This window comes from Nocardia camponoti (assembly GCF_014646135.1).
Lineage (GTDB): Bacteria > Actinomycetota > Actinomycetes > Mycobacteriales > Mycobacteriaceae > Nocardia > Nocardia camponoti.
The window spans coordinates 1-20,066 of the sequence record NZ_BMMW01000004.1 but is presented as its reverse complement, the minus strand read 5'-3'; the positions used below and the strand labels follow the sequence as shown (position 1 = coordinate 20,066).

The window sequence follows — 20,066 nt, the reverse complement described above, 5'->3', positions numbered from 1 at the left end:
CATGATGCGTACATGGGTGCAACGTGGGTTGCTCACGCTGGGTTGGCTCGCGCTTATCGCTGCGGTTGTCGGGCTCGTGCTGCATCTGGGGCGCTGGCAGCGCATGAGTTTCGTGCTGCTTGCCTCGGGTGCGTCGTGGTTGATGTTGGGCGCGGTGGTCGCGTTGGTGTTCTTCGCGGCGGCACGCGGGTGGCGTAGCGCGATCGCGGGCGGGATTGTCGCGCTTGCCGCGTTGGCGACGATTGTTCCGTCGTACCTGCCGGAACGTCGCGACGTCGCTGGCCCGGAACTTGTTGTACTGCAATCGAACCTGCTCTTTGGCAAAGCGGATACGAACGCGGTTGTTTCGGTAGTTCGCGACAACAAGGTCGACATCCTCACCGCTGAGGAACTGACCTTCGACGCGATCGCGCGACTCAAGACGTCTGGGCTCGACGAACTCCTGCCGTACCACTACTTCGAAGCCACCGAATCCGGTGGTGGCGGCACCGGCATTTACAGCCGCTACCCGCTGCGCGATCCGAAGAAATACGACGGCTTCATCATGAGCAATATCTCCGCGACGATGGACCATCCCGAGCGCGGCGCGATGTCGGTCTTCGCGTTCCACCCGATCCCGCCGAACCTCAACTTCGACGCGTGGTCGCACGAAATGCGCCGCGTCGACGAGATTCTCGCCGAAACAAAAGCGCCCGCGATCGTCGGCGCCGACTTCAACGCGACCCACGATCACGCGGCCTATCGCGCCCTGCTCGACGGCGCGTTCGCCTCAGCCGCCGACCAAACTGGTGACGGCGTGCTGCTCACGTTCCCGGCCGATCGGCGCTGGGGTCCCGTCATCGGCATTGATCATGTGCTCGTCGCCGGTGGCGTCGCGCAATCGGTGCGGGCGCTTACCATTCCCGGTTCCGATCATCGCGCGCTGCTCGCCACCGTGCGGCTGGATCGTTAACGACGTTGTGGCCGTTGCGCTTACCATGTGAGCGCTCGACAGCGGGCCGACCGCGTCCGCGTCATCTCCGGGGAGGATTTTCCGATCATGGCAAGAAAACGGTTTGGCGTCGCGCTCGCGGCCGCCGCGCTTGGTTTTGGCCTGCTCGTGAGCGGGTGCACAACCAGCTCGGCGACCAGCGACAAAGCGGTGCCGGTGCTCGATAACCCGTGGGAGATCGCGGGTGCCGCGTCGACAACGGGACCGAGCGGCTCGCGTCCTGGCGTGCCCGACACCGACAAGAAGGCCGTCGACGGCGATAACGGCAAGATCGACAAACTCGCGCTCAACGCCATCGCCGATATCGAAACCTATTGGCAGGGCGAGTACTCCAAGACCTTCCGCGGCACCTTCAAGCCCGCGTCGAAGCTCATCTCGTGGTCGGCGAAGTCGCCCGAATCCGAAGCTGGCACGTTCTGCAAATCGAGCACGTACCAGATGGTCAACGCCGCGTACTGCTCGCTCGACAACACCATCGGCTGGGACCGTGGCGTGCTGTTGCCGCTGCTCGTTGACAAGTACGGCGAGATGTCGGTGGTGATGGTGCTCGCCCACGAATACGGGCACGCGATCCAAACTCAAGCCGACCTGCTGCATGGGCTGCTCATGGACCCGCTTGTAAAAGAACAGCAGGCCGACTGCCTCGCCGGTGTGTTCTTGCATCACGTCGCCGAAGGCAATTCGAAGCACTTCACGCTCAACACCACCGACGGCCTCAACGGCGTGCTTGGCGCGACCATCGCCGTGCGCGACCGTGACCCCAACGACCCCAACGCGATTCACGGTTCGGCCTTCGAGCGCGTGACCGCCGTGCAGATGGGCTACACCGAGGGCGCGAAGGCGTGCAAGAGCATCAACAAATCCGAGATCGCCAAGCGACGCGGTAGCCTGCCGACCACCTTCGAAGAGGGCGAGCAGAGCGCGCAGCTCCCCATCGACCAGGCGAACCTCACCACGCTCGCCCAGCAGCTCAGCAAGTCGATGCCGGTGAAGAACGCGCCGAAGTTCGACTACACGGGGACAACGAAGCGCTGCGCTTCGACAACAACCACAGAGCCGGTTTCGTACTGCCCAGCTAGCAACACCATCGGCACGGACGTGCCCGCGCTCGCGAAGCGCGGCGCGGCGACAAGCAAGGAAGCGCCGCTGTCGGCTGTCGTGAGCGGCGACTACAACGCGGCCGTCGTTTTCGTCTCGCGCTACGCGCTTGCCGTGCAGGCCGACCGGAAACTGTCGCTGACCGGCGCGGAATCAGCTGGACTGCGCACGGCGTGCCTGTCGGGCGCGCTCACAACCAAGTTGAGCGAGCCAAGCAGCGACCCACGACTGTCGGCGGGCGACCTCGACGAAGCCGTCTCCGGTCTGCTTGCCGATGGCCTTGCCGCCACCGACGTGAACGGCAAGGTGGTCGGCAGCGGCTACCAGCGGTTGGAAGCGTTCCGCTCGGGCGTGCTCGACGGCGAAGCCGCCTGCCTGCGTCAGTTCCCGTAGGGACTAACGCGAGACCGACGACAACGACCGCAGGGAGCTGAGGGTGTTCGCGACAGCGCGAGCAGCCTCGGCTCCCTTCGTCACGAAGTGGTTGGTGTAGTAATCGACGTGCTCGCTGTGCTCGTGGAAGTGATGTGGGGTGAGCACGACCGAGAACACCGGGGTGTCGGTGTCGAGCTGCACACGCATGAGCCCGTCGATCACCGCGGACGCGACGAAATCGTGGCGATAAATGCCGCCGTCAACGACAAGCGCGGCACCGACGATCGCGTCGTAGCGGCCGGTGCGGGCCAGCCGCTGGGCGTGCAACGGAATCTCGAACGCGCCGGGCACGTCGAAGACGTCAATGCGGCCGGCGTCGAAACCTAGCGTGGCGTACTCAGCCTGAAAGCCTTCGTAGGCCTTGGTGACGATAGAGCTGTGCCAGCTCGCGCGAATGAACGCGACGGCACCGGTAGCGGTGGTTCCCATGACCGGAGTCTACCCGTGGGTAACATGCGCGGTCAGCCAGTCGGCAACGTCGCTGATCACCTGCTCACGCTCGGGTTCGTTGAACACCTCGTGGAACAGGTCCGGGTAGCGAAGCACGGTCAGTTCCGCCGAGCGCGCGTCGCGTTCGATCACGTCAGAACTCGACGGTGCGGCGAGCCCATCTTGGCCACCATGCAGCACGAGGACCGGCCCAGACAGTTTCGCGAGCCGCTGTTTCACCAGTCCCGCATGCAGCAGAACTTCCATCGCCGTGCGGGCGGGCAGTCGGCCGCGATGTACGAGAGGATCGGTTTCGTAGGCGGCGACCACATCGGGATCGCGCGAGATGAGCACCGAATCGAGTTCGATCACCCCAAGATTCGGCGTGATGCGCGACAGCAGTGGTCCGGCCGCGCGTTGAATCGCGTTGCCCACCGCGATGTCGAGCGGCGGTGCTGAAACAACGACACCGTCGGCGGCCAGCGGCGCGCGCGTTGCCAAATGCAGCACGACGAGGCTGCCCATCGAATGGCCAAGCACGAACCGAGGCACGTCAGGATGCGCGGCCGATGCGATGTCGAGCATCTTCGCGAGGTTGTCGGCAGCCGAATCCATCGAACCAATATTGGCGACAGCGCCACCGGAGAAACCATGCCCGAGGTGGTCGAGCGCGTACACGGCGAAGCCACGCGCGGCGAGCGCGGTACCGACATGTTCGTAGCGACCCGAATGCTCAGCGACCCCATGCGACAGGGCGATCACGCCGCACGCAGGCCCTTCGGGTTGCCATGCGCGCCACGCGATTCGACCGCCTTTGCCTGGGAAATGTCCGGTTTCGGTGGTCATCGCATTCCTGTCTGTGTGGTCGCCAGGGCGGCGAGCAAACGACGATTGAACTCGATTAATCGAGCGTAGTTGAGGCGAGAAATTCGTTCATCGGTGCCGTGGATGCGGTTGAGGTCGGTGCCGTCGAGCACGATCGGCGCGAAATTGCAGCGAGTGTCGGCGAGACCTTCGTAGTGGCGTGCGTCGGTGGCACCGGGGACGAGGCCCGTCGTCGCGACCGCGTCGGCGACAATGCTGGTCGCGAGGTCGGCGATGAGGTCGTAGGTCGGGCCCGGTTGGCTGACCGTCGACGGTTCTGACGACGCGCCTACCAGGTCGATCGCGATCTGGTCATCGTCGATCACCTTGTGGCAGTGGGCAAGCACGTCGGCAATCGAATCACCAGGCAGGATGCGGAAATTGACGAGCGCCTCGGCCTGTTGCGGCAGCACGTTGGCCTTCACCCCGCCGCGAATAACCGTCGGCGCGGTTGTGGTGCGGACGAGCGCTTCCGTCGACGGGCTCGCTGTCAGCAGACGCGCGAGTAGCGGGCCGGTCAACGTGGCGAGTCGCGGTAGTTCGGTGAGAGCGAGCAGCGTGCGGCGAGGCTGGGCGAGCGCGCCGCGTACGCGACTGAGCATCTCGCCGACGATGGGCGTCATCCGAACCGGCATCGGGTGGTCCTGCACGGCAGCGACCGCGCGGGCTAGTCGGCCGACGGCGGTTTCTCGACCGGGCATCGATGAGTGGCCGCCAGTCGCCGTCGTCGATAGTCGAACCGTCGCGTAGCCCTTCTCACCGAGCATGATGGTCGCGACCGGGCGGTCGACGCCGTCAACGAGCCCGGTGGTGATCGCGCCGCCTTCGTCGAGCAGCAGGTCGGCGTGTACGCCTTCGTCGCGCAGGTAGTTCGCCATCCGCACCGCGCCGTCGTCGCCGAATACTTCCTCGTCGTGGCCGAACGCGAGGTAGATCGTGCGACGTGGCGTGAGCCCCTCGGCGAGCGCCCATTCGATGGCTTCCAGCAGCGCGAGCACGCGGCTCTTGTCATCGATCGCGCCGCGTCCCCAGATGAACTCGTCGTCGACAACGCCAGCAAACGGGGGATGTGTCCAGCCTGCGAGATCATCGACCGGGACAACGTCTTGATGCGCGAGCAAGATCGCCGCCGCCTGCCCGTCATCGACGCCGTCCCAGCGATAAAGCCTGCTGTGCCCAAACGGCAGCAACGCCAATTTCGCGTGGACCAGCGGAAACGCGGTCGTGAGATGCTCGGCGAGTTCGACAAACGCCGCGTCGGCGGTGGTGCCAGGCTCTTCGGTCGACACCGTCACACAGCGCAACGCCCGCGCGAGACGTTCGGCGACGTCGTCATCGACGCCGTCGGTCACGGGCGAAAGATTCGTTGGACGCATCTGTGCCATTGTGGTCGCGACGGCGACGCTTCGCCGGAAACGCGGGAGAATCGCCCAATTCCTGCTCGGAGTGTCATGCGGTCCGCGCGCTCGCGGGTGCGCCATCTAAGCTGGCGCTATGGCAGTTGGCAAGGGCGGAAAGCCGTCGAAGGAAGACAAGGCTGAGGCCAAAGCGCGGCGCAAGCAGGCATCGCGCGAGCGGCGACAGCAGCTCTGGCAAGCGTTCAACATGCAGCGCAAGCAGGACAAGGCGCTGCTGCCGTTGATGATTGGCGCGCTCGTCGGCGCGACGGTGATCTTGTTCCTCGTCGGCTTGATCTTCGGGTTGCAGTGGTTCTTCCTGCCGCTCGGGCTGCTGCTCGGTGTGCTGCTCGCCTTCATCATCTTCGGTCGGCGCGTGCAGAAGAACGTCTACAAGCAGGCCGAAGGGCAGCCCGGCGCGGGTGCGTGGGTGCTCGACAACCTGCAGGGCAAGTGGCGCGTGTCGAAGGGTGTCGCCGCGACAACGCAGCTCGACGCCGTGCACCGCGTCATCGGTCTGCCCGGCGTGATCTTCGTCGCCGAAGGGTCGCCGCAGCGGGTCCGTTCGCTGGTCGCGCAGGAGAAGAAGCGCACGTCGCGTCTCGTTGGCGACACCCCGATCTACGAAGTCGTCATCGGTAATGGGGAAGGCGAGGTCGCGCTCAAGGACCTTCAGCGTCACCTCACCAAGCTCCCGCGCAACATCGACGCCAAGCGCATCGACCAGCTCGAAGGCAAGCTCAACGCGCTGTCGTCGCGCAACGGTCCTGCCATGCCGAAGGGCCCGATGCCCGCCGGTGCCAAGGTCCGCGGCATGCAGCGCGCGATCCGTCGCCGCTGAGCCCGCCGCTTCAAACGTTTCCGGCCCGTACTCGCATCGTCGAGTACGGGCCGGAGTTGTTTGGTCGCGTTAGCGCGCGATGACGAGCGCGGTTCCGGTCGCGCGGTCGTGCATGCCGCGACCGTCAGCGTCGGTGAACAGTGCGGGGACGACGAAAACGATGAGCACCTGACGGGCCAGCGCGCGGACGAAACCGACCGGCGCGTTCGCGTCGATGCGCCCAACGCGCAGCTTGAGGAAGTACTGGCCGGGCGTGAAGCCGAACAGCGTGACCGCGATAACGCCGATCACGAACCAGCACAGCAGCGGCACCGTCGACGAACCGAAGCCGCCAACAATGACCGCGGCGACGCCGACGCCGATGAACCAGTCGAGAAACAGCGCGCCAACGCGACGACCGCTGGACGCGAGCGACCCAACCCCTTCGCGCGGGAGTCCGTACAACTCGCCTCGGTAACCCGGCGCTTCCGAGTCGCCCGAATCGGTCGGCGGTCCCGTTAGCCAAGTGCCGGTAATGCGTGCCATGCCTCCCAGGATAGAGGCGGCCGGTTACCAGGCTGAAACCGCATAAGTGGTGCTCAGGTGAGTGCGGTCGACGGGGGGATGGCAGGATGGGCGATGCAGCTCGCGTTGAGGTGGTTGGCATCACCTACTTCCTCGCACGCGTAACACTGGCGAAACACAGCCTTGACTGCTGGGAAACAGCGAATCCTTAGCGTCAGGTCGCGACGAACCCCTCGTAGCGGCTGCTGCAGGTCGTACGAGAAGGGCCAGTATCGTGACTGGCTGGGAACCGATCCGTAAGGAGAACAAGTGACGTTCAGCACGGCCGAAGAGGTCATCCAGTACATCAAGGAAGAGGACATCGAATACGTCGATATCCGCTTCTCGGACCTTCCCGGCGTCCAGCAGCACTTCTCGATCCCGGCCAAGGCGTTCACCGCCGACCTGGCTGAAGAAGGCCTGGCGTTCGACGGCTCCTCGGTGCGTGGCTTCCAGTCGATCGACGAGTCGGACATGCTCCTGCTCCCCGACTTCAGCACCGCGCGTATCGACCCCTTCCGCGCGGCCAAGACGCTGAACCTGAACTTCTTCGTGCACGACCCGTTCACCCGTGAGGCGTACTCGCGCGACCCGCGCAACATCGCGCGTAAGGCCGAGGAGTACCTGCGCAGCACCGGCATCGCCGACACCGCGTACTTCGGTGCCGAGGCCGAGTTCTACATCTTCGACGGCATCCGTTACGGCTCGGGCATGAACGGCTCGTTCTACGAGATCGAGTCGGTCTCGGGCTCGTGGAACACCGGCAAGGAGTTCAACCCGGACGGCAGCCGCAACCTCGGCTACAAGGTCCGCAACAAGGGTGGCTACTTCCCCGTCGCCCCGTACGACCACTACGTCGACCTGCGCGACGAGATCTCGACCAACCTGCAGAACGCGGGCTTCGAGCTTGAGCGTGGCCACCACGAGGTCGGCACCGCCGGTCAGGCCGAGATCAACTACAAGTTCGGCACGCTGCTTTCCGCGGCGGACGACCTGCAGCTGTTCAAGTACATCGTGAAGAACACCGCGTGGAAGGCCGGCAAGTCGGTCACCTTCATGCCGAAGCCGCTGTTCGGTGACAACGGCTCGGGCATGCACGTGCACCAGTCGCTGTGGAAGGACGGCAAGCCGCTGTTCCACGACGAGGCTGGCTACGGCGGTCTGTCGGACCTGGCGCGTCACTACATCGGCGGCATCCTGCACCACGCGCCGTCGCTGCTGGCGTTCACCAACCCGACCGTCAACTCGTACCACCGTCTGGTGCCGGGCTACGAGGCCCCCATCAACCTGGTGTACTCGCAGCGCAACCGTTCGGCTGCCGTGCGTATCCCGGTCACGGGCAACAACCCGAAGGCCAAGCGCATCGAGTTCCGCGCGCCGGACTCCTCGGGCAACCCGTACCTGGCCTTCGCCGCCATGATGATGGCTGGCCTTGACGGCATCAAGAACAAGATCGAGCCGCTGGCTCCGGTCGACAAGGACCTCTACGAGCTGCCGCCCGAGGAGGCCAAGAACATCCCGCAGGCCCCCACCAGCCTGGCCACGGTTATCGACAACCTTGAGGCCGACCACGATTACCTCACCGAGGGCAACGTGTTCACCCCCGACCTCATCGAGACCTGGATCAACCTCAAGCGTGAGAACGAAATCGCGCCGGTGAACCTGCGTCCGCACCCGTACGAGTTCGAGCTGTACTACGACGTCTAAGTCGTAAAACACTCGCCGCTCGTCGGTAGCGTCAAGCGCCCGTCCCCTTCCTGGGGGCGGGCGTTTCGCATTTCGGGCCCTAGTCGGGGCGGTTTCGGGTCAGTAAGTGGGCGGCGCTGGTGCACATCCGGTCGATGACGGTGGCTGCGGATTCGATGTGGGTTACCAGGCCAACGCCTTGGCCTGCGTCGACCGGGGCAAAGCGCGGGTCGTCGGCGGCGATGGCAGCGCGGAGTACCTCGGTCGGCAGCGGTTGTTCGGTGAAGTCGTTGCGCAGCACGCGAGCGGGATATTCGACGGGCCACGGCAGGTCAAGCGCGGCATCGAACGCGGTGGTTGATGTGGTGCTCGCGGAATCGGCGGCGAGCATGGCAAGTCGTGCGAATTCGGGCAGCAGCGACTCGGTTGCCGCAGCCAGCGCGGTGCCAACCCACGCGCCACTGGCTCCCGCCGCGAGTACTGCCGCGAGCGAGCGACCCGAGCCGATCCCGCCCGCAGCGAGTACCGGCACTGTCGCGATTTCCAGGACCGCGTCGAGCAGTGGCATGAGCGCGACGCGGTCAGCGCCATGACCACCGCCCTCGCTGCCGCGCGCGACAAGCACGTCGACGCCAGCGTCTTGGGCGCGATGCGCGCTTGGTACGTCGTAGACCTGCGTCGCGGTGAGAATGCCCGCGTCCCTTACCGATTCGACCCAGTCGAAGTTGTCGGCAAAACTCACCGAGATCAGCGCTGGTTTCGCGTTAATCGCGGTTTCGAGCAGCCCAGTTTCGCGGCGACGCACCCAGTCGACGAGGCCGATCCCGAATCGGTCGGTTTTGAGTTCCGTCAACTCTCGTTCTAGCGCTTGCACCGATCCCGCGCTCCCCATGCCGATCATCCCGAAACCGCCCGCATTGGTGACCGCGGTGGCAAGTCGTCCGCCAGCGGCCCCGCCCATCGGCGCGTTCACGATGGGAACGTGAAGACCGAGCTCGCGCGACCACGCGGTCGCCAACGCTGAATCAGCTGCCTCATTCGCACCCAACCGTCGACTCCTGTTCTCTTCGTCGCGCATTCGACTTAGGTCCGCCGACAACGGTAGTCGCGTGCTTGATGGTGTCGAATATGCCCAGCGTAGGGACGATTTCTGAAACTTGTCGGTGTGCTGGGCTATGGTCGACAACACAGCGGAGCTACTCGACAAGTGGGGGTGTGGTGGTGGAGGTCAACGCGGAAACAGAAGTGCGGGCACGCGAATTCGCGATCGCGGCGCATGGTGATCAGCGCTACGGGCAATACCCGTACCAACATCACCTCAAGGCAGTGCGCGGGGTGCTTGCCGATTTCGGGTACGCCGGTGCGCACGGTGCCGCCGCGTGGCTTCACGACGTTATTGAAGACACCCCGGTCACCTACGAGGAAGTCGAATCCCGGTTCGGCCGTGAGGTTGTCGACCTAGTGTGGGCCGTCACCGGCGTTGGCCCCGACCGTAAAGCGCGTGTGCTCGACGCCTACACCAAGATCGTCGCGTACCCGCCCGCCGTGATCCTAAAATTGGCCGACCGCACGGCCAACGCCGAGGCCAGTCCGCCCGACAGTGCGTGGATGGGCATGTACCGCACCGAGCACGCCTCGTTCAAAGCGCACCTTGGTCCGCTGCTCGCTGAAGATCCAGTGGTGCAACAGATGTGGGCGCGTCTTGAGCGCGTCCTCGATCTTTCCGTCGCGCCACCCACCGCGGAGCAATGGGCTGAAATCGACCACCTGTTCCTCGACGGCGACCGTGCGCGCGCCATCGAAGCTGTTCGCACCGCGTTTAGGTGCACCCCCGTCGAGGCCGAGCAGATCCTGCTCGAACGTCACTAAAACGATTGCCACTCGGGCTTATTTGCTAGCGCGTACTTGTAGTAGTCAGCCAGTTTCAACTTGCTCGCGGCGGGCTCGTCGATCACGACGGTCACGTGCGGATGCCACTGCATCACCGACGCCGGGCAAAAGGCCGAAAGTGGTCCTTCGGCCGCAGCGGCGATCGCGTCGGCTTTGCCTGCGCCCGTCGCGATCATCACCAGGTGGTTTGCTTCGCCGATCGTGCCAAGCCCCTGCGTCAATACGTGGTGGGGCACGTCGTCGATGCCGTCAAAGAAGCGCGCGTTGTCGCGTCGGGTCTGTTCGGTGAGTGTTTTCACCCGGGTCCGTGAGGTCAGTGCCGAGCCGGGTTCATTGAACCCGATGTGCCCGTCAGTGCCGATGCCAAGCAGTTGCACGTCCACCCCGCCCGCAGCGGCGATGGCGGCGTCATAGCGGCGACCTTCGCCAGCGATGTCGCCCGCTTCGCCATTGGGGCTCAACACCCGAGCCGGATCGAGGTTCACATGATCAACGAATTCCGAGCGAATCACCGAAAAGTACGACTGCGGATGGTCTTTCGGCAGTCCGACATATTCGTCGAGCAGAAACGCGCTCGCTGTCGAAAAGTCGAGACCGTCTTCGCGATGACGGCGCGCGAGTTCCTGGTAGCTGGGCAGCGGCGACGAACCGGTCGCGAGCCCGAGGATCGCGTTGCCGCGTTCCACGTAACCACCGACGATGTCGGCGACGGTCGAGGCAACGGCGGTTTCGTCGGGCCGAATCACGATCTCCATCAGCGTGTTTCCTTTCCCGCGCTCAGTACGCGGCGCGGTCGCAGTGAGTGGTCAGTCACGAGCAGGTCGGCGCGCGAACCAACGGCGATGTGCCCGCGTTCGTCGGCCAGGCCAAGTACTCGTGCGGGTGTCGCGGTTGCGGATGAAACTGCTTGGGCGAGTGGCACTTTCGCTTCGTTGACGGTCCAGCGCACCACCTCAAGCAAGGTCGACGTACCGCCGGCAATCGCGCCTGGCGAGCCGTCGTCCGTCGCTAGGCGCGCCACGCCGTCGCGCACGCGCACCGCGAGGGGGCCAAGTTGGTAATCGCCGTCGCGCATTCCGGCGGCGGCCATCGCGTCGGAGACAAGCGCGATCTGTTCGGGGCCAACGGTGGCGAAGACCAGGTCGACGGTCTCGGGCGCCAAATGCACACCGTCAGCGATCAACTCAACAACTATGTCACCTCGCCCGGCAGCGGCGAGGCAGGCACCAACCGGACCGGGGGAGCGATGATGCAGGGGCGGCATTCCATTGAAAAGGTGCGTCGCGGTCACCGCACCACCGTCGCTGGTCGCGGCACCGATCGCGTCGATGGTGATCGCGGCGTTGGCGTCTGTGTGCCCCAGACTGGGCAGCACGTCAGCGGTGCGCATAGCAGCGAGCAACTCGGGGAACCGGGCGGTCTCGGGCGCTACCGTCATCGCGCGCACCGTGCCGCGCGCCGTTTCGCACAGGTTGTTGAACAGCTCAGGGTCGCCATCGGTGATCGCGGCAGGGTCTTGCGCGCCGCAGCGGGCCGAGTTCAAGAAGGGGCCTTCGAGGTGCACGCCAAGCAGGGTGTTGTCCTCGACGAGGTCGGCGAGCATCGTCGCCTGTCGAGCCAAGACATCCGGTTGCGCCGAAACCAAACTGCCCATCAGCCCGGTCGTTCCATTGCGCCGATGATGTGCGGCGGCCGTCCGCGCACCTTCGGCGTCAGCGGTAGGGAAGTCGAAGCCACCGCCACCGTGACAATGCAGGTCGATGAGGCCAGGCATGATCACGTCGTCGGTCGGCTGGGGTGCGTCGCGCGGGTAGTCGCTGGCCGCGCCCACCCAGGTCACGCGCCCGTCGGCGAACTCAACGATGCCGTCAGCGATGTCGCCGTCCGGGTCGCCGTTAAGCACCCGGCCGCGCATAACTTCGGTTTCGGTCATTCACCCGCGCCCGACGATGCGTGCGGCAGCGGCGCGCGCGGCAGTGGGATTGGCCGCTGCACTCGCGGCGTCAGCGGCGGCCCTGCACTGCTCGATGCTCACGTCAGCGAGGGCGACGCGGACAGCGGGCAGTGCGGGTGCCGACATCGACAGGCTGGTCACGCCAAGCCCGACCAGCACGGGCGCGAGCGAAGGGTCCGACCCCGCTTCGCCGCATACGCCAACCGGCTTGCCGTGCATCGCGCCTGCGGCACCGACCATCGCGATCAGGTCGAGCAAGGGCGGCTGCCACGGATCGAGCAGGGGAGCCAGACTCCCTGCCATGCGATCAACAGCCAGGGTGTACTGGCTCAGGTCGTTGGTGCCAATGCTCACGAAGTCAAGGTGTGTCAGCAGATCGGCGGCGCGCAACGCGGCTGCGGGGATCTCGATCATCGCCCCGACTTTGCGCAGGCCAACGCCGCGCGCGAGTTCGGCGAAGTTGGCGGCCTCGTCGACGGTCGCGACCATGGGTGCCATCACCCACAGGTCGGCACCCGTCGCATCGGCCGCCCGGGCCAGCGCGGTCAGTTGGGTCGCGAGAGTTTCGGGGAAAACGGTGCCGATCCGCAGCCCACGCACCCCAAGCGCGGGGTTTTCCTCAGTACCCAGATCGAGGAAGGGAAGCGGTTTGTCCGAACCAGCGTCGAGCGTGCGCACCACCACTTTACGTCCGGCGAATTGCTCGAAAACCGTTGTGTAAGAAGCGGTTTGCTCTTCCAGCGTGGGCTCGGTCGTTTTGCCGAGGTACATAAATTCGGTGCGAAAAAGGCCAACGCCTTCGCTGTCGAGCGGGCCGGTCGCCACCGCGTCGTCGACGGTGCCAATATTCACCAACAACTGCACGGGGGTGCCGTCTGCGGTATGGCCGGGGCCGGTCGCCGCTTGCAGTCGAACCGCGTCGGCGGCTGCCTGTTCGCGCGCGGCGTCTTGCCTGGCCTGCGTTGGTGCGATCACTACCTCGCCAGTGGTCCCGTCGACCAGCACGGGCTCGCCGTCAACGAGCGCGTCAAGGTCGGGGCAGCTCACCACGGCAGGCAGCCCAAGGGCTTTCGCGAGAATGGCGGTGTGACTGGTCGGGCCACCTTCGCTGGTCAGCAGGCCGATCACGTCGCTGTCGCCGAGCATCGCGGTGTCGGCGGGCGCGAGGTCGCGGGCCACCAGGACAAACGGGTAGCCCGGCGCGGGGATGCCTGGCAGCGGTTCGCCAAGCAGCACCGCGACGGTGCGACCGCCGATATCGCGCAGGTCGGTCGCGCGCTCGGCCATGTAGCCACCCAATGCCGACAGCTTGTCGGCGAAGCCATCAAACGCCAGATGCACCGCGTGCGCGGTTGGCGTCCCGGCGAGCAGATGCTTCTCCACCGCCGCGACGATGCCCGGGTCACGGGCCATCATCGACGACGTTTTCAGGATCTCTGCGGCAACGCCGTCGACCTTCGCGGCGCGGGCGGTCATGTCGTCAGCCACCTCGGCCAGCGCGCTTTTCGCTCGCGCGAGCTCTTGGTCGACAGGCCCGGACACCGGGTCGTCGGCCGAGGTGGTGGCGGCATTGCCGAACCGCAGCCAGGGACCAACAACCACGCCAGGACTAACGCCGAGTCCGCGGATCACCTGTTCAGTCATGCGGTCTTACTCACCTTCCAGCTTCTTGTTGAGCTTGGTATCGACCTCGGCGACCAGCGGCGCGTCAACGGCACTGTCGCCGATCGCCTTCTCCGCCGTCTCGGCCTCCACCGCGGCCACATCGGGCTTGCCTGCCTCGACGTCAGTCTCGGCTTCGCGGCCCGGCGTGCGCAGATTCCACTTCTTGATCACGAAGCTGAACAGCAGGTAGTAGATAACCGCGTACCCAAGCCCGATCGGAATCAGCAACCAGGCGTCGGTGGCTTTGCCGAAGTTGAGCACGTAGTCGATCGCACCCGCCGAGAACGTGAACCCGTCGTGAATGCCAAGCGCGTTCACCAACGCCATCGAAGTACCGGTCAAGATCGCGTGCACCACGTACAGCGGCCATGCCACGAACATGAACGAGAACTCAAGGGGCTCTGTGATACCGGTAACGAAGGCGGTCAGGCCGGTCGACAGCATGATGCCGCCAACAAGCTTCTTCTGCGACGGCCGCGCGTTGCGGTAGATCGCGAACGCGGCGGCGGGCAGCGCGAACATCATGATCGGGAAGAAGCCGGTCATGAAGGTACCCGCGCTCGGGTCGCCCGCAAAGAAGCGGTTGAGGTCGCCGCGCACGAGCTGTCCGGACGCGTCGGTGTAGTCGCCGACGAGGAACCAGACGGTCGAGTTGAGGATGTGGTGCAGGCCGGTCGGGATCAGCAGTCGGTTGGCCGCACCATAGATGCCGCCGCCGACCACGGTGTTATCCGCGACGGTCTCGCCCACCCAGGTCAGGGCCGAGTTGAACGCTGGGTAGACGAAGGCCATCAGCACGCCGACGATCAGGCCGGTGATGGCGGTCAAGATCGGGACCAGTCGTCGACCGTTGAAGAAGCCGAGGAAATCGGGCAACTTGGTGCGATAGAACCGCTCCCACAGGATCGCTGACAGCAGGCCCATCACGATGCCTGCCAGCACGCCGTAGTTGATCAGCGCTTGCGCGCCCTTGGGGTCGGTTTTGCCTTCGAGCACGATCGGCGACATGGCTTCGAACACGCCGTTGATCACCATGTAGCCGACGACGGCGGCCATTGCCGTCGACCCGTCCGACTTCTTGGCCCAGCCGATCGCGATACCGACGGCGAAAATCAGGGGGAGCCAGGTGAAGACGGCTTGACCGGCGGCCGAGATCACGCTCGCGGTGCTGTGGAGCGCGCTGAAGCGGCCTAGCAAGTCGTCTTGACCGACTCGCAGAAGAATGCCCGCCGCAGGCAGTACCGCGATGGGCAGCATGAGGCTGCGCCCGAGGCGTTGTAGCGCGGCGAACGCTTTCGATTCTTGCTTCGGGCTGTCAGTTGTTGAAGTCATGTCGACCTTCTTCGTGCCGGTTTCCGGCGTTCTCGGCGAGTCGTTGCCGCGTTGCGGGCATTCGACGGTGAACTGTTGTGAACCGGTTTCAGCACGGGTACTGTCCGGTCATAACCAGTTGCCAGTTTGACCAGGTGGACCTCCGATGTCAACCACAAAATATGACGTGGCGCACATTCGAGGCTCCCATACTGGATGGGTAGCCACGGCGAAAGGGAAGAGAAATGTCGAAAGCGGAAGCGATCGTCGCGGGGCTCGGTGGGTCCGACAACATCGTTGAAATCGAAGCCTGCATCACGCGTCTGCGCACCGAGGTCAAAGACTCAAGCAAGGTCGATGAGTCAGCGCTCAAAGCTGCTGGCGCACATGGGGTTTTGAAGTCGGGCTCGGTCGTTCAGGTTGTTGTCGGTCCAGAAGCCGACACCCTTGCCGAAGACATCGAGGACATTCTGTGAGCGTGCCCGTCCTCGCCCCACTGCCCGGCAAGGTCATCGCGCTCAGCGAGGTTCCCGACCAGGTTTTCGCAGAACAAATCGTTGGCTCGGGCGTGGCGATCGACCCCGATCGCACGCGCGGTCCCTTGACGGTGGTCGCCCCGATCGCGGGCAAGATCTTGAAGCTGCACCCGCACGCCTTCGTGCTGTTCGGTGGGGGCGCCGGCGTGCTCGTCCACCTGGGCATCGACACCGTGAAGCTGAAAGGCGAAGGTTTCGAGCTGCTGGCCGCCGAGGGCGACACGGTAGAAGCGGGCGCCCCCATCGTCACCTTCGACCCGACCGAGCTGGCCAAGAGCGGCTACTCGCTGGTGTGCCCGGTAGTGGTGATGGACTCGCCCAAGGACTCCGTCTTCACCGACGCCATCGGCACCACGGTAGAACCGGGCACGTTGCTGTACGACTCGCCGTAACGGCTAGCGGACCAACTGCTCGGACTCCACGGTCCAGTGGGCGGCCAGTGCTTCGAAATAGCGCTGGCTGCTCCACAAGCGGTAGTTGCCGATCACGTACACCCGGCGGCGGGCGCGCGAGATCGCGGCGTTAAGCACGTTCGGCGTCGCGGCCGCCCATCGGCGCGCGCCACCTGCGGCCGGGGATGTGCCAAGAACCAGGACAACCACCTCGGCCGCAGACGTTTGCATCGCGTGCACGGTGCCAACCTGGTGGTTGGCGAACTGCGCGCCAAGCACCTCGTGTGCCACTGCTTGCGCGCCCGCGGCAACGTCGCGGAACGGGCTCATTACCCGGATCTGGCTCGCATCGATCCCCATTTCCTCGGTGAGGTCGGTAAGCAGCGCGGCCAACGCCTCGCCTTCGCCCGGGATCCAGTTGCCCTCGGCGCGCGCCGAGCGCACGTCGATCCAGCGATCCCGATCCGGGAATTCCGGCCGTTCCGGCGTGCCGAAAACCAGCAGGTCGTCGTCGTAGGCGAGCCCGTGCGTGAGTTCGAAAATGGGCAGGTCACTGCGGCGATGTACCCGCAACGGCACACCAACCCAGATCGGACCCGTGCCTTCCGCCGGACGCAACCACGTGCCGAACCGGGCACTGCGATCGGCAATGTGTCGCACGGACGCGCGGTCGGGCATCCACTCACCACCCAGCCCGAACTGCCGAACGAGCGCGAGCTGCGCCGAGGTGGGCAGCACCCCGACCGGCCCGAGCTGACGATGGTCGCCGACGATCACCGCACGCCGACTGCGCCACAGCGCGCCCGCGACCGACTGCGGTGCCGCTTGTCCCGCATCGTCGACGAAAAGCCAGCCAAGCGACTCGCGCCCGAGCCCGGCAAACAACCTCGGCAACGCGGTGAAAGTGGTCGCGACCAGCGGCACAGTAAGGAACAGCGTTTGCCACGCGGCAGCGACCGTTTCGGGCTTCGGGAGTGCGAGGTCGCCACGCATGAGCGCGATAGCGACGATCAGATTGTCGCGAATGAACGGCGCGGTGTTGAGCACAAACGCCCGGTGTAGGCGCAGCGCGGACAGGAAAAGGTCGCGTCGCGCGGTCGAATACTCCTCGTCGGCCCACGGTTTGCACAGCTGGAACGCCGTTTCCTCCGCGGAAACGTCCCCGAACGGGATCGTCGCCGCCCAACTTTCCCGCGCGCGCTCGATCACTTCAAGCTGCCGCTCGCGTTCGATGAGCAGCTCACGATGCTCGGCGATCAACCGACGCCCGGTCTCGGCGGCGTCGGCCCATTCCTGCCGCGTGTGGTCGACCTCGGTCTGGCGCCGTCGCATCTCCGCCTCGGCGGCATGCCGCTGTCGTAGGAGCTCATTGCTGCGCGCGCTCCAGCGCATGCCAACCTGGAAACCGCTCGTCAACGACGCGGTGAACTTGGGCCGTTGCTCAGTGTGTTCGGCGAGCGCCTTGCCGACGCGATGGTGCGCTGCCTGTGCGGCGCGCAAATGTTCGTTGGCCAGATGATTACGTTCACGCCAATGTGAGTGTGCCGCATCGGCATTGGCGATTTCGTCGGTGTAGTCATCCAGCCGTGCGGTGATCTCCGGCAGGCTCGCCACCGCATCGGCCACGTCTTGGCGTTCCTGCGCGAGCCGAGTCACGTCGGCCTGGCGCGTGGCGAAGTCGCGAACCGCAGCGGCCCAGTCGGGTACTAGCTCGGGTTCGGCCTCCGCCTGCTTGAGTAGATCGAGCATGCCGCCGGTGTGACCACTGCGGCGCTCGGCACGGAACCGGTCGCCAAACCAGAACCGCTCGCCGAAGCTGCGCCGATCGTCGCCGAGCGCGGCCGCGATCAAACCCCATGCGGGCTCGCCGCCGACCGACGCGGCTAGTCGCGTGAAGTGGTCGACGCGCACCTGCGTACCGACGGCGTCGATGTGCTGTAGTTCGGTGACGACGTCCTCGGCCGCGTCGTCGCTACCGGTCGCGAGTACCACTTCAAACCCGGTAATCGTCTGCGCTAGTCGATGCGCGGCGACGGGGTAGTTCTTGGCAACAGGCACCTGTTCGGTCACCGCGACGAACGCCGCGCGCGGATCGCTAAACGCCGCGAGTCGCCCAGCCCGCTCGACAACGATGCCAGCAAGCAGGTCACGCAGCATCGTCGTAGTCCCCGTGCCTGGCGCGCCGTGCACCGCGAAAAACCCGGAGTCCGTTGCCAATTCGGCCATCGCGCGATTCACCCCGAACTGCTGCGAAGCGACGAGCGGCTCGGCCGGCCAGCGCCCTGCGGGCATGAGCCCGGGTAGTAGTCCTTCCACCATGACGTCGCGCCGCGCCCGTACGTCGATGCGGTCGGCGATCGGCAGAACGTCCGTGGCCGCGAGATAGTCACGTAGCCCGTCGCCGATGTCGCCCCGTTCGACCGCAGTGGCGACGCCAACGAGATCGTCGCCCAACCCGCCGTTGAGGCGGTCTACGCACGCCGCGCTCCCGGCATCGCGAGCGACGACCTGCATACATTCGACACGCACCCCCGCCGCGCGTAGCTCCGACCGCACGCCAAGCGCACTACAGAGGTCGCCCGCGAACTCTTGCACATCGCGCCCGGTGAGCCGAGGCAGCAATTCGCCGCCCGACTCGTCGGTGAGTACGCGCCGGGTAAACGCGGTGGCAGCCATTCCCGCGAGTCCGGGCGAGATACCGCCTTCGACGCCGGCCGCTAGGAGAGAAGCGCCGACGCCCCGTCCCGCGACATCCTGCCAACGCGGCGGCCGAACAGTTTCTTCTACGGGCGCGTCGGCATGGGTAAGCGTGTCGAACGCTGCCGTGAACGCAGCCGCGTCATGCCCGAACCCGGCGAAATCCAACGAGTCTTCGCTCGCCGACCGAACACGATTGATGGCCCAGACGAGTCCAGAGAGCGTGGCTGACCCAGCCACGACAGCACCCTCGTCATTAACTGTGATGGCGAAGGCAGCGGTAGTTCCCGCGCGCCGCGCATCGGCTTCAAGCTCGTCCTCGCCGAACGCGCGCACCAATGCCTCACGCGCACGGCCGATTTCGAAGAGACCGCCGTAGACAACGAACTGCCACACTCGCCCAGGTAGCAGCGCGGGAAGACATGACAGGTCTTCCCATGGCGCTGGTTCGTCACCGACGAGGTCGATGACCAATCCGCCATCGGCGTCGGGAACCAGTCTTGGACTGAACAATTCGACGGCCTGCCAGAAACGCACGACCCGTACGGCATGCTCGGACCCGCTCACGATGCACCCCATTCCGTTGGCCATCATGCTGACAACGCGACCAACGGTACGCGATTGTGATGCCGGTGGCACGGGCCCTTGATCTTCTGCCCACCAGTGCGGAGTGCGCGGAGTGCGTTGGGCGACACCCGAATCGGCGCTTGGTCGGCCGAAGGAGTTGGCGTGCTGGGCGGCCGTCACGGCCATGCGGCCCCTATATGGGCGAGCCTCAAGAGGGAGAGGGCAGCTCGCGTGACGACTCTGTATAGGGACCTATCGCTATCTCTGGGAAAGGCCAACTATTCGTATAGGCGTGCTCACGTCGTATAGGCGTACTCAGGTCGGCGAGTGAGCATCGGGCCAATGCTGCGGACGGAGCCTTAGTTGCAATGCGCCGCGTAGAGGATGGCCAGACGGCCTTCGATGGCTCATTTGGCACGGATTGGGTCGTTCTGGGTCACCGATACGCGGCTATCGATGTCATTTACCCCCTCTGACCTGGGGAGTTGACAACGCGTTACCCAACACGTAACTTTATTCGAGTCAGAGCGACACGGACACCGACCAGGCCTTCACCGGCAGGGATAACGAGGTAGTACGGAGAGCGCCTGACTGATCATGTGTTCAGGGTCACTGCGTTTCGGACTTGCGTCCAACGAGTTTCCTGAGCTAAGTTAGAACAGTTGCCTTGCTGAAACCCACGAGTGATCGTTTGGGTGGATGTTTGTGCGTGTGTTCTTTGAGAACTCAATAGTGTGTCGATGAATGTCAGTGCCAATATTATTATTGGT

At 65.1% G+C, this 20,066-nt stretch carries 17 protein-coding genes; 7 read left to right on the top strand and 10 right to left on the bottom strand.

All coding sequences use genetic code 11. The features are described from left to right. Position 1 precedes the first annotated feature (1 nt). Positions 2-952 (top strand): endonuclease/exonuclease/phosphatase family protein, encoded by a 951-nt coding sequence (locus IEX78_RS18595; RefSeq protein ID WP_188830315.1) that lies wholly within the window; start codon positions 2-4, stop codon positions 950-952. 87 nt (positions 953-1,039) lie between these two features. Further along, a complete protein-coding gene (locus IEX78_RS18590; RefSeq protein ID WP_188830314.1) occupies positions 1,040-2,482 on the top strand; it encodes a neutral zinc metallopeptidase in 1,443 nt (480 codons plus the stop codon). Positions 2,483-2,485: 3 nt separating this feature from the next. Here the strand turns inward: IEX78_RS18590 and IEX78_RS18585 are convergent, their stop codons facing one another. Genes IEX78_RS18585 through IEX78_RS18575 form a run of 3 tightly spaced genes read right to left on the bottom strand, consistent with a single transcriptional unit; the run spans position 2,486 to position 5,193 of the window. Further along, a complete protein-coding gene (locus IEX78_RS18585) occupies positions 2,486-2,953 on the bottom strand; it encodes a 6,7-dimethyl-8-ribityllumazine synthase (RefSeq protein ID WP_188830313.1) in 468 nt (155 codons plus the stop codon). A gap of 9 nt (positions 2,954-2,962) precedes the next feature. Next, a complete protein-coding gene (locus tag IEX78_RS18580; protein WP_188830312.1) occupies positions 2,963-3,799 on the bottom strand; it encodes an alpha/beta hydrolase in 837 nt (278 codons plus the stop codon). Continuing rightward, positions 3,796-5,193, bottom strand: coding sequence for a M20/M25/M40 family metallo-hydrolase (locus IEX78_RS18575; protein ID WP_188830311.1), 1,398 nt, complete (start codon positions 5,191-5,193; stop codon positions 3,796-3,798). Before IEX78_RS18575 ends, IEX78_RS18580 begins: the two co-directional genes overlap by 4 nt. A gap of 118 nt (positions 5,194-5,311) precedes the next feature. Here IEX78_RS18575 and IEX78_RS18570 point away from each other — a divergent pair, with 118 nt between their 5' ends. After that, entirely contained in the window at positions 5,312-6,055 is a 744-nt protein-coding gene (locus IEX78_RS18570; RefSeq protein WP_188830310.1) for a DUF4191 domain-containing protein, read from the top strand. A 69-nt stretch (positions 6,056-6,124) separates the two neighbouring features. Here IEX78_RS18570 and IEX78_RS18565 read toward each other — a convergent pair whose 3' ends face one another. Beyond that, positions 6,125-6,580 carry an RDD family protein gene (locus IEX78_RS18565; protein WP_188830309.1) on the bottom strand — a complete coding sequence of 152 codons (456 nt, stop codon included), beginning with the start codon at positions 6,578-6,580 and terminating at the stop codon, positions 6,125-6,127. Between the two features lie 288 nt (positions 6,581-6,868). Between IEX78_RS18565 and glnA the strand changes: the two genes are divergently transcribed. Beyond that, a complete protein-coding gene (gene glnA / locus IEX78_RS18560) occupies positions 6,869-8,305 on the top strand; it encodes a type I glutamate--ammonia ligase (protein ID WP_188830308.1) in 1,437 nt (478 codons plus the stop codon). Between the two features lie 79 nt (positions 8,306-8,384). Here the strand turns inward: glnA and IEX78_RS18555 are convergent, their stop codons facing one another. Continuing rightward, positions 8,385-9,245 carry an NAD(P)H-dependent flavin oxidoreductase gene (locus IEX78_RS18555; RefSeq protein ID WP_229684164.1) on the bottom strand — a complete coding sequence of 287 codons (861 nt, stop codon included), beginning with the start codon at positions 9,243-9,245 and terminating at the stop codon, positions 8,385-8,387. Positions 9,246-9,505: 260 nt separating this feature from the next. Here IEX78_RS18555 and IEX78_RS18550 point away from each other — a divergent pair, with 260 nt between their 5' ends. Further along, a complete protein-coding gene (locus IEX78_RS18550) occupies positions 9,506-10,153 on the top strand; it encodes an HD domain-containing protein (protein WP_188830306.1) in 648 nt (215 codons plus the stop codon). Here IEX78_RS18550 and nagB read toward each other — a convergent pair. The 4 genes from nagB to IEX78_RS18530 are packed head-to-tail and all read right to left on the bottom strand — an operon-like array spanning position 10,150 to position 15,125. After that, entirely contained in the window at positions 10,150-10,929 is a 780-nt protein-coding gene (gene nagB / locus IEX78_RS18545; RefSeq protein WP_188830305.1) for a glucosamine-6-phosphate deaminase, read from the bottom strand. The two genes, IEX78_RS18550 and nagB, sit on opposite strands and share 4 nt — an antisense overlap. Beyond that, positions 10,929-12,107 (bottom strand): N-acetylglucosamine-6-phosphate deacetylase, encoded by a 1,179-nt coding sequence (locus IEX78_RS18540; protein WP_188830304.1) that lies wholly within the window; start codon positions 12,105-12,107, stop codon positions 10,929-10,931. Before IEX78_RS18540 ends, nagB begins: the two co-directional genes overlap by 1 nt. Continuing rightward, a complete protein-coding gene (ptsP, locus tag IEX78_RS18535; protein ID WP_188830303.1) occupies positions 12,108-13,772 on the bottom strand; it encodes a phosphoenolpyruvate--protein phosphotransferase in 1,665 nt (554 codons plus the stop codon). A gap of 6 nt (positions 13,773-13,778) precedes the next feature. Next, on the bottom strand, positions 13,779-15,125 hold the full coding sequence (locus tag IEX78_RS18530; RefSeq protein ID WP_188830302.1) for a PTS transporter subunit EIIC: 1,347 nt from the start codon (positions 15,123-15,125) through the stop codon (positions 13,779-13,781). A gap of 224 nt (positions 15,126-15,349) precedes the next feature. Here IEX78_RS18530 and IEX78_RS18525 point away from each other — a divergent pair, with 224 nt between their 5' ends. Further along, entirely contained in the window at positions 15,350-15,580 is a 231-nt protein-coding gene (locus IEX78_RS18525) for a PTS sugar transporter subunit IIB (RefSeq protein ID WP_188830301.1), read from the top strand. Then, a complete protein-coding gene (locus IEX78_RS18520; RefSeq protein ID WP_188830300.1) occupies positions 15,577-16,032 on the top strand; it encodes a PTS sugar transporter subunit IIA in 456 nt (151 codons plus the stop codon). The genes IEX78_RS18525 and IEX78_RS18520 overlap by 4 nt, the downstream gene beginning before the upstream one ends. Positions 16,033-16,035: 3 nt before the next feature. Here the strand turns inward: IEX78_RS18520 and IEX78_RS18515 are convergent, their stop codons facing one another. Then, positions 16,036-19,482 carry a DEAD/DEAH box helicase gene (locus tag IEX78_RS18515; RefSeq protein WP_188830299.1) on the bottom strand — a complete coding sequence of 1,149 codons (3,447 nt, stop codon included), beginning with the start codon at positions 19,480-19,482 and terminating at the stop codon, positions 16,036-16,038. Positions 19,483-20,066 lie beyond the last annotated feature (584 nt).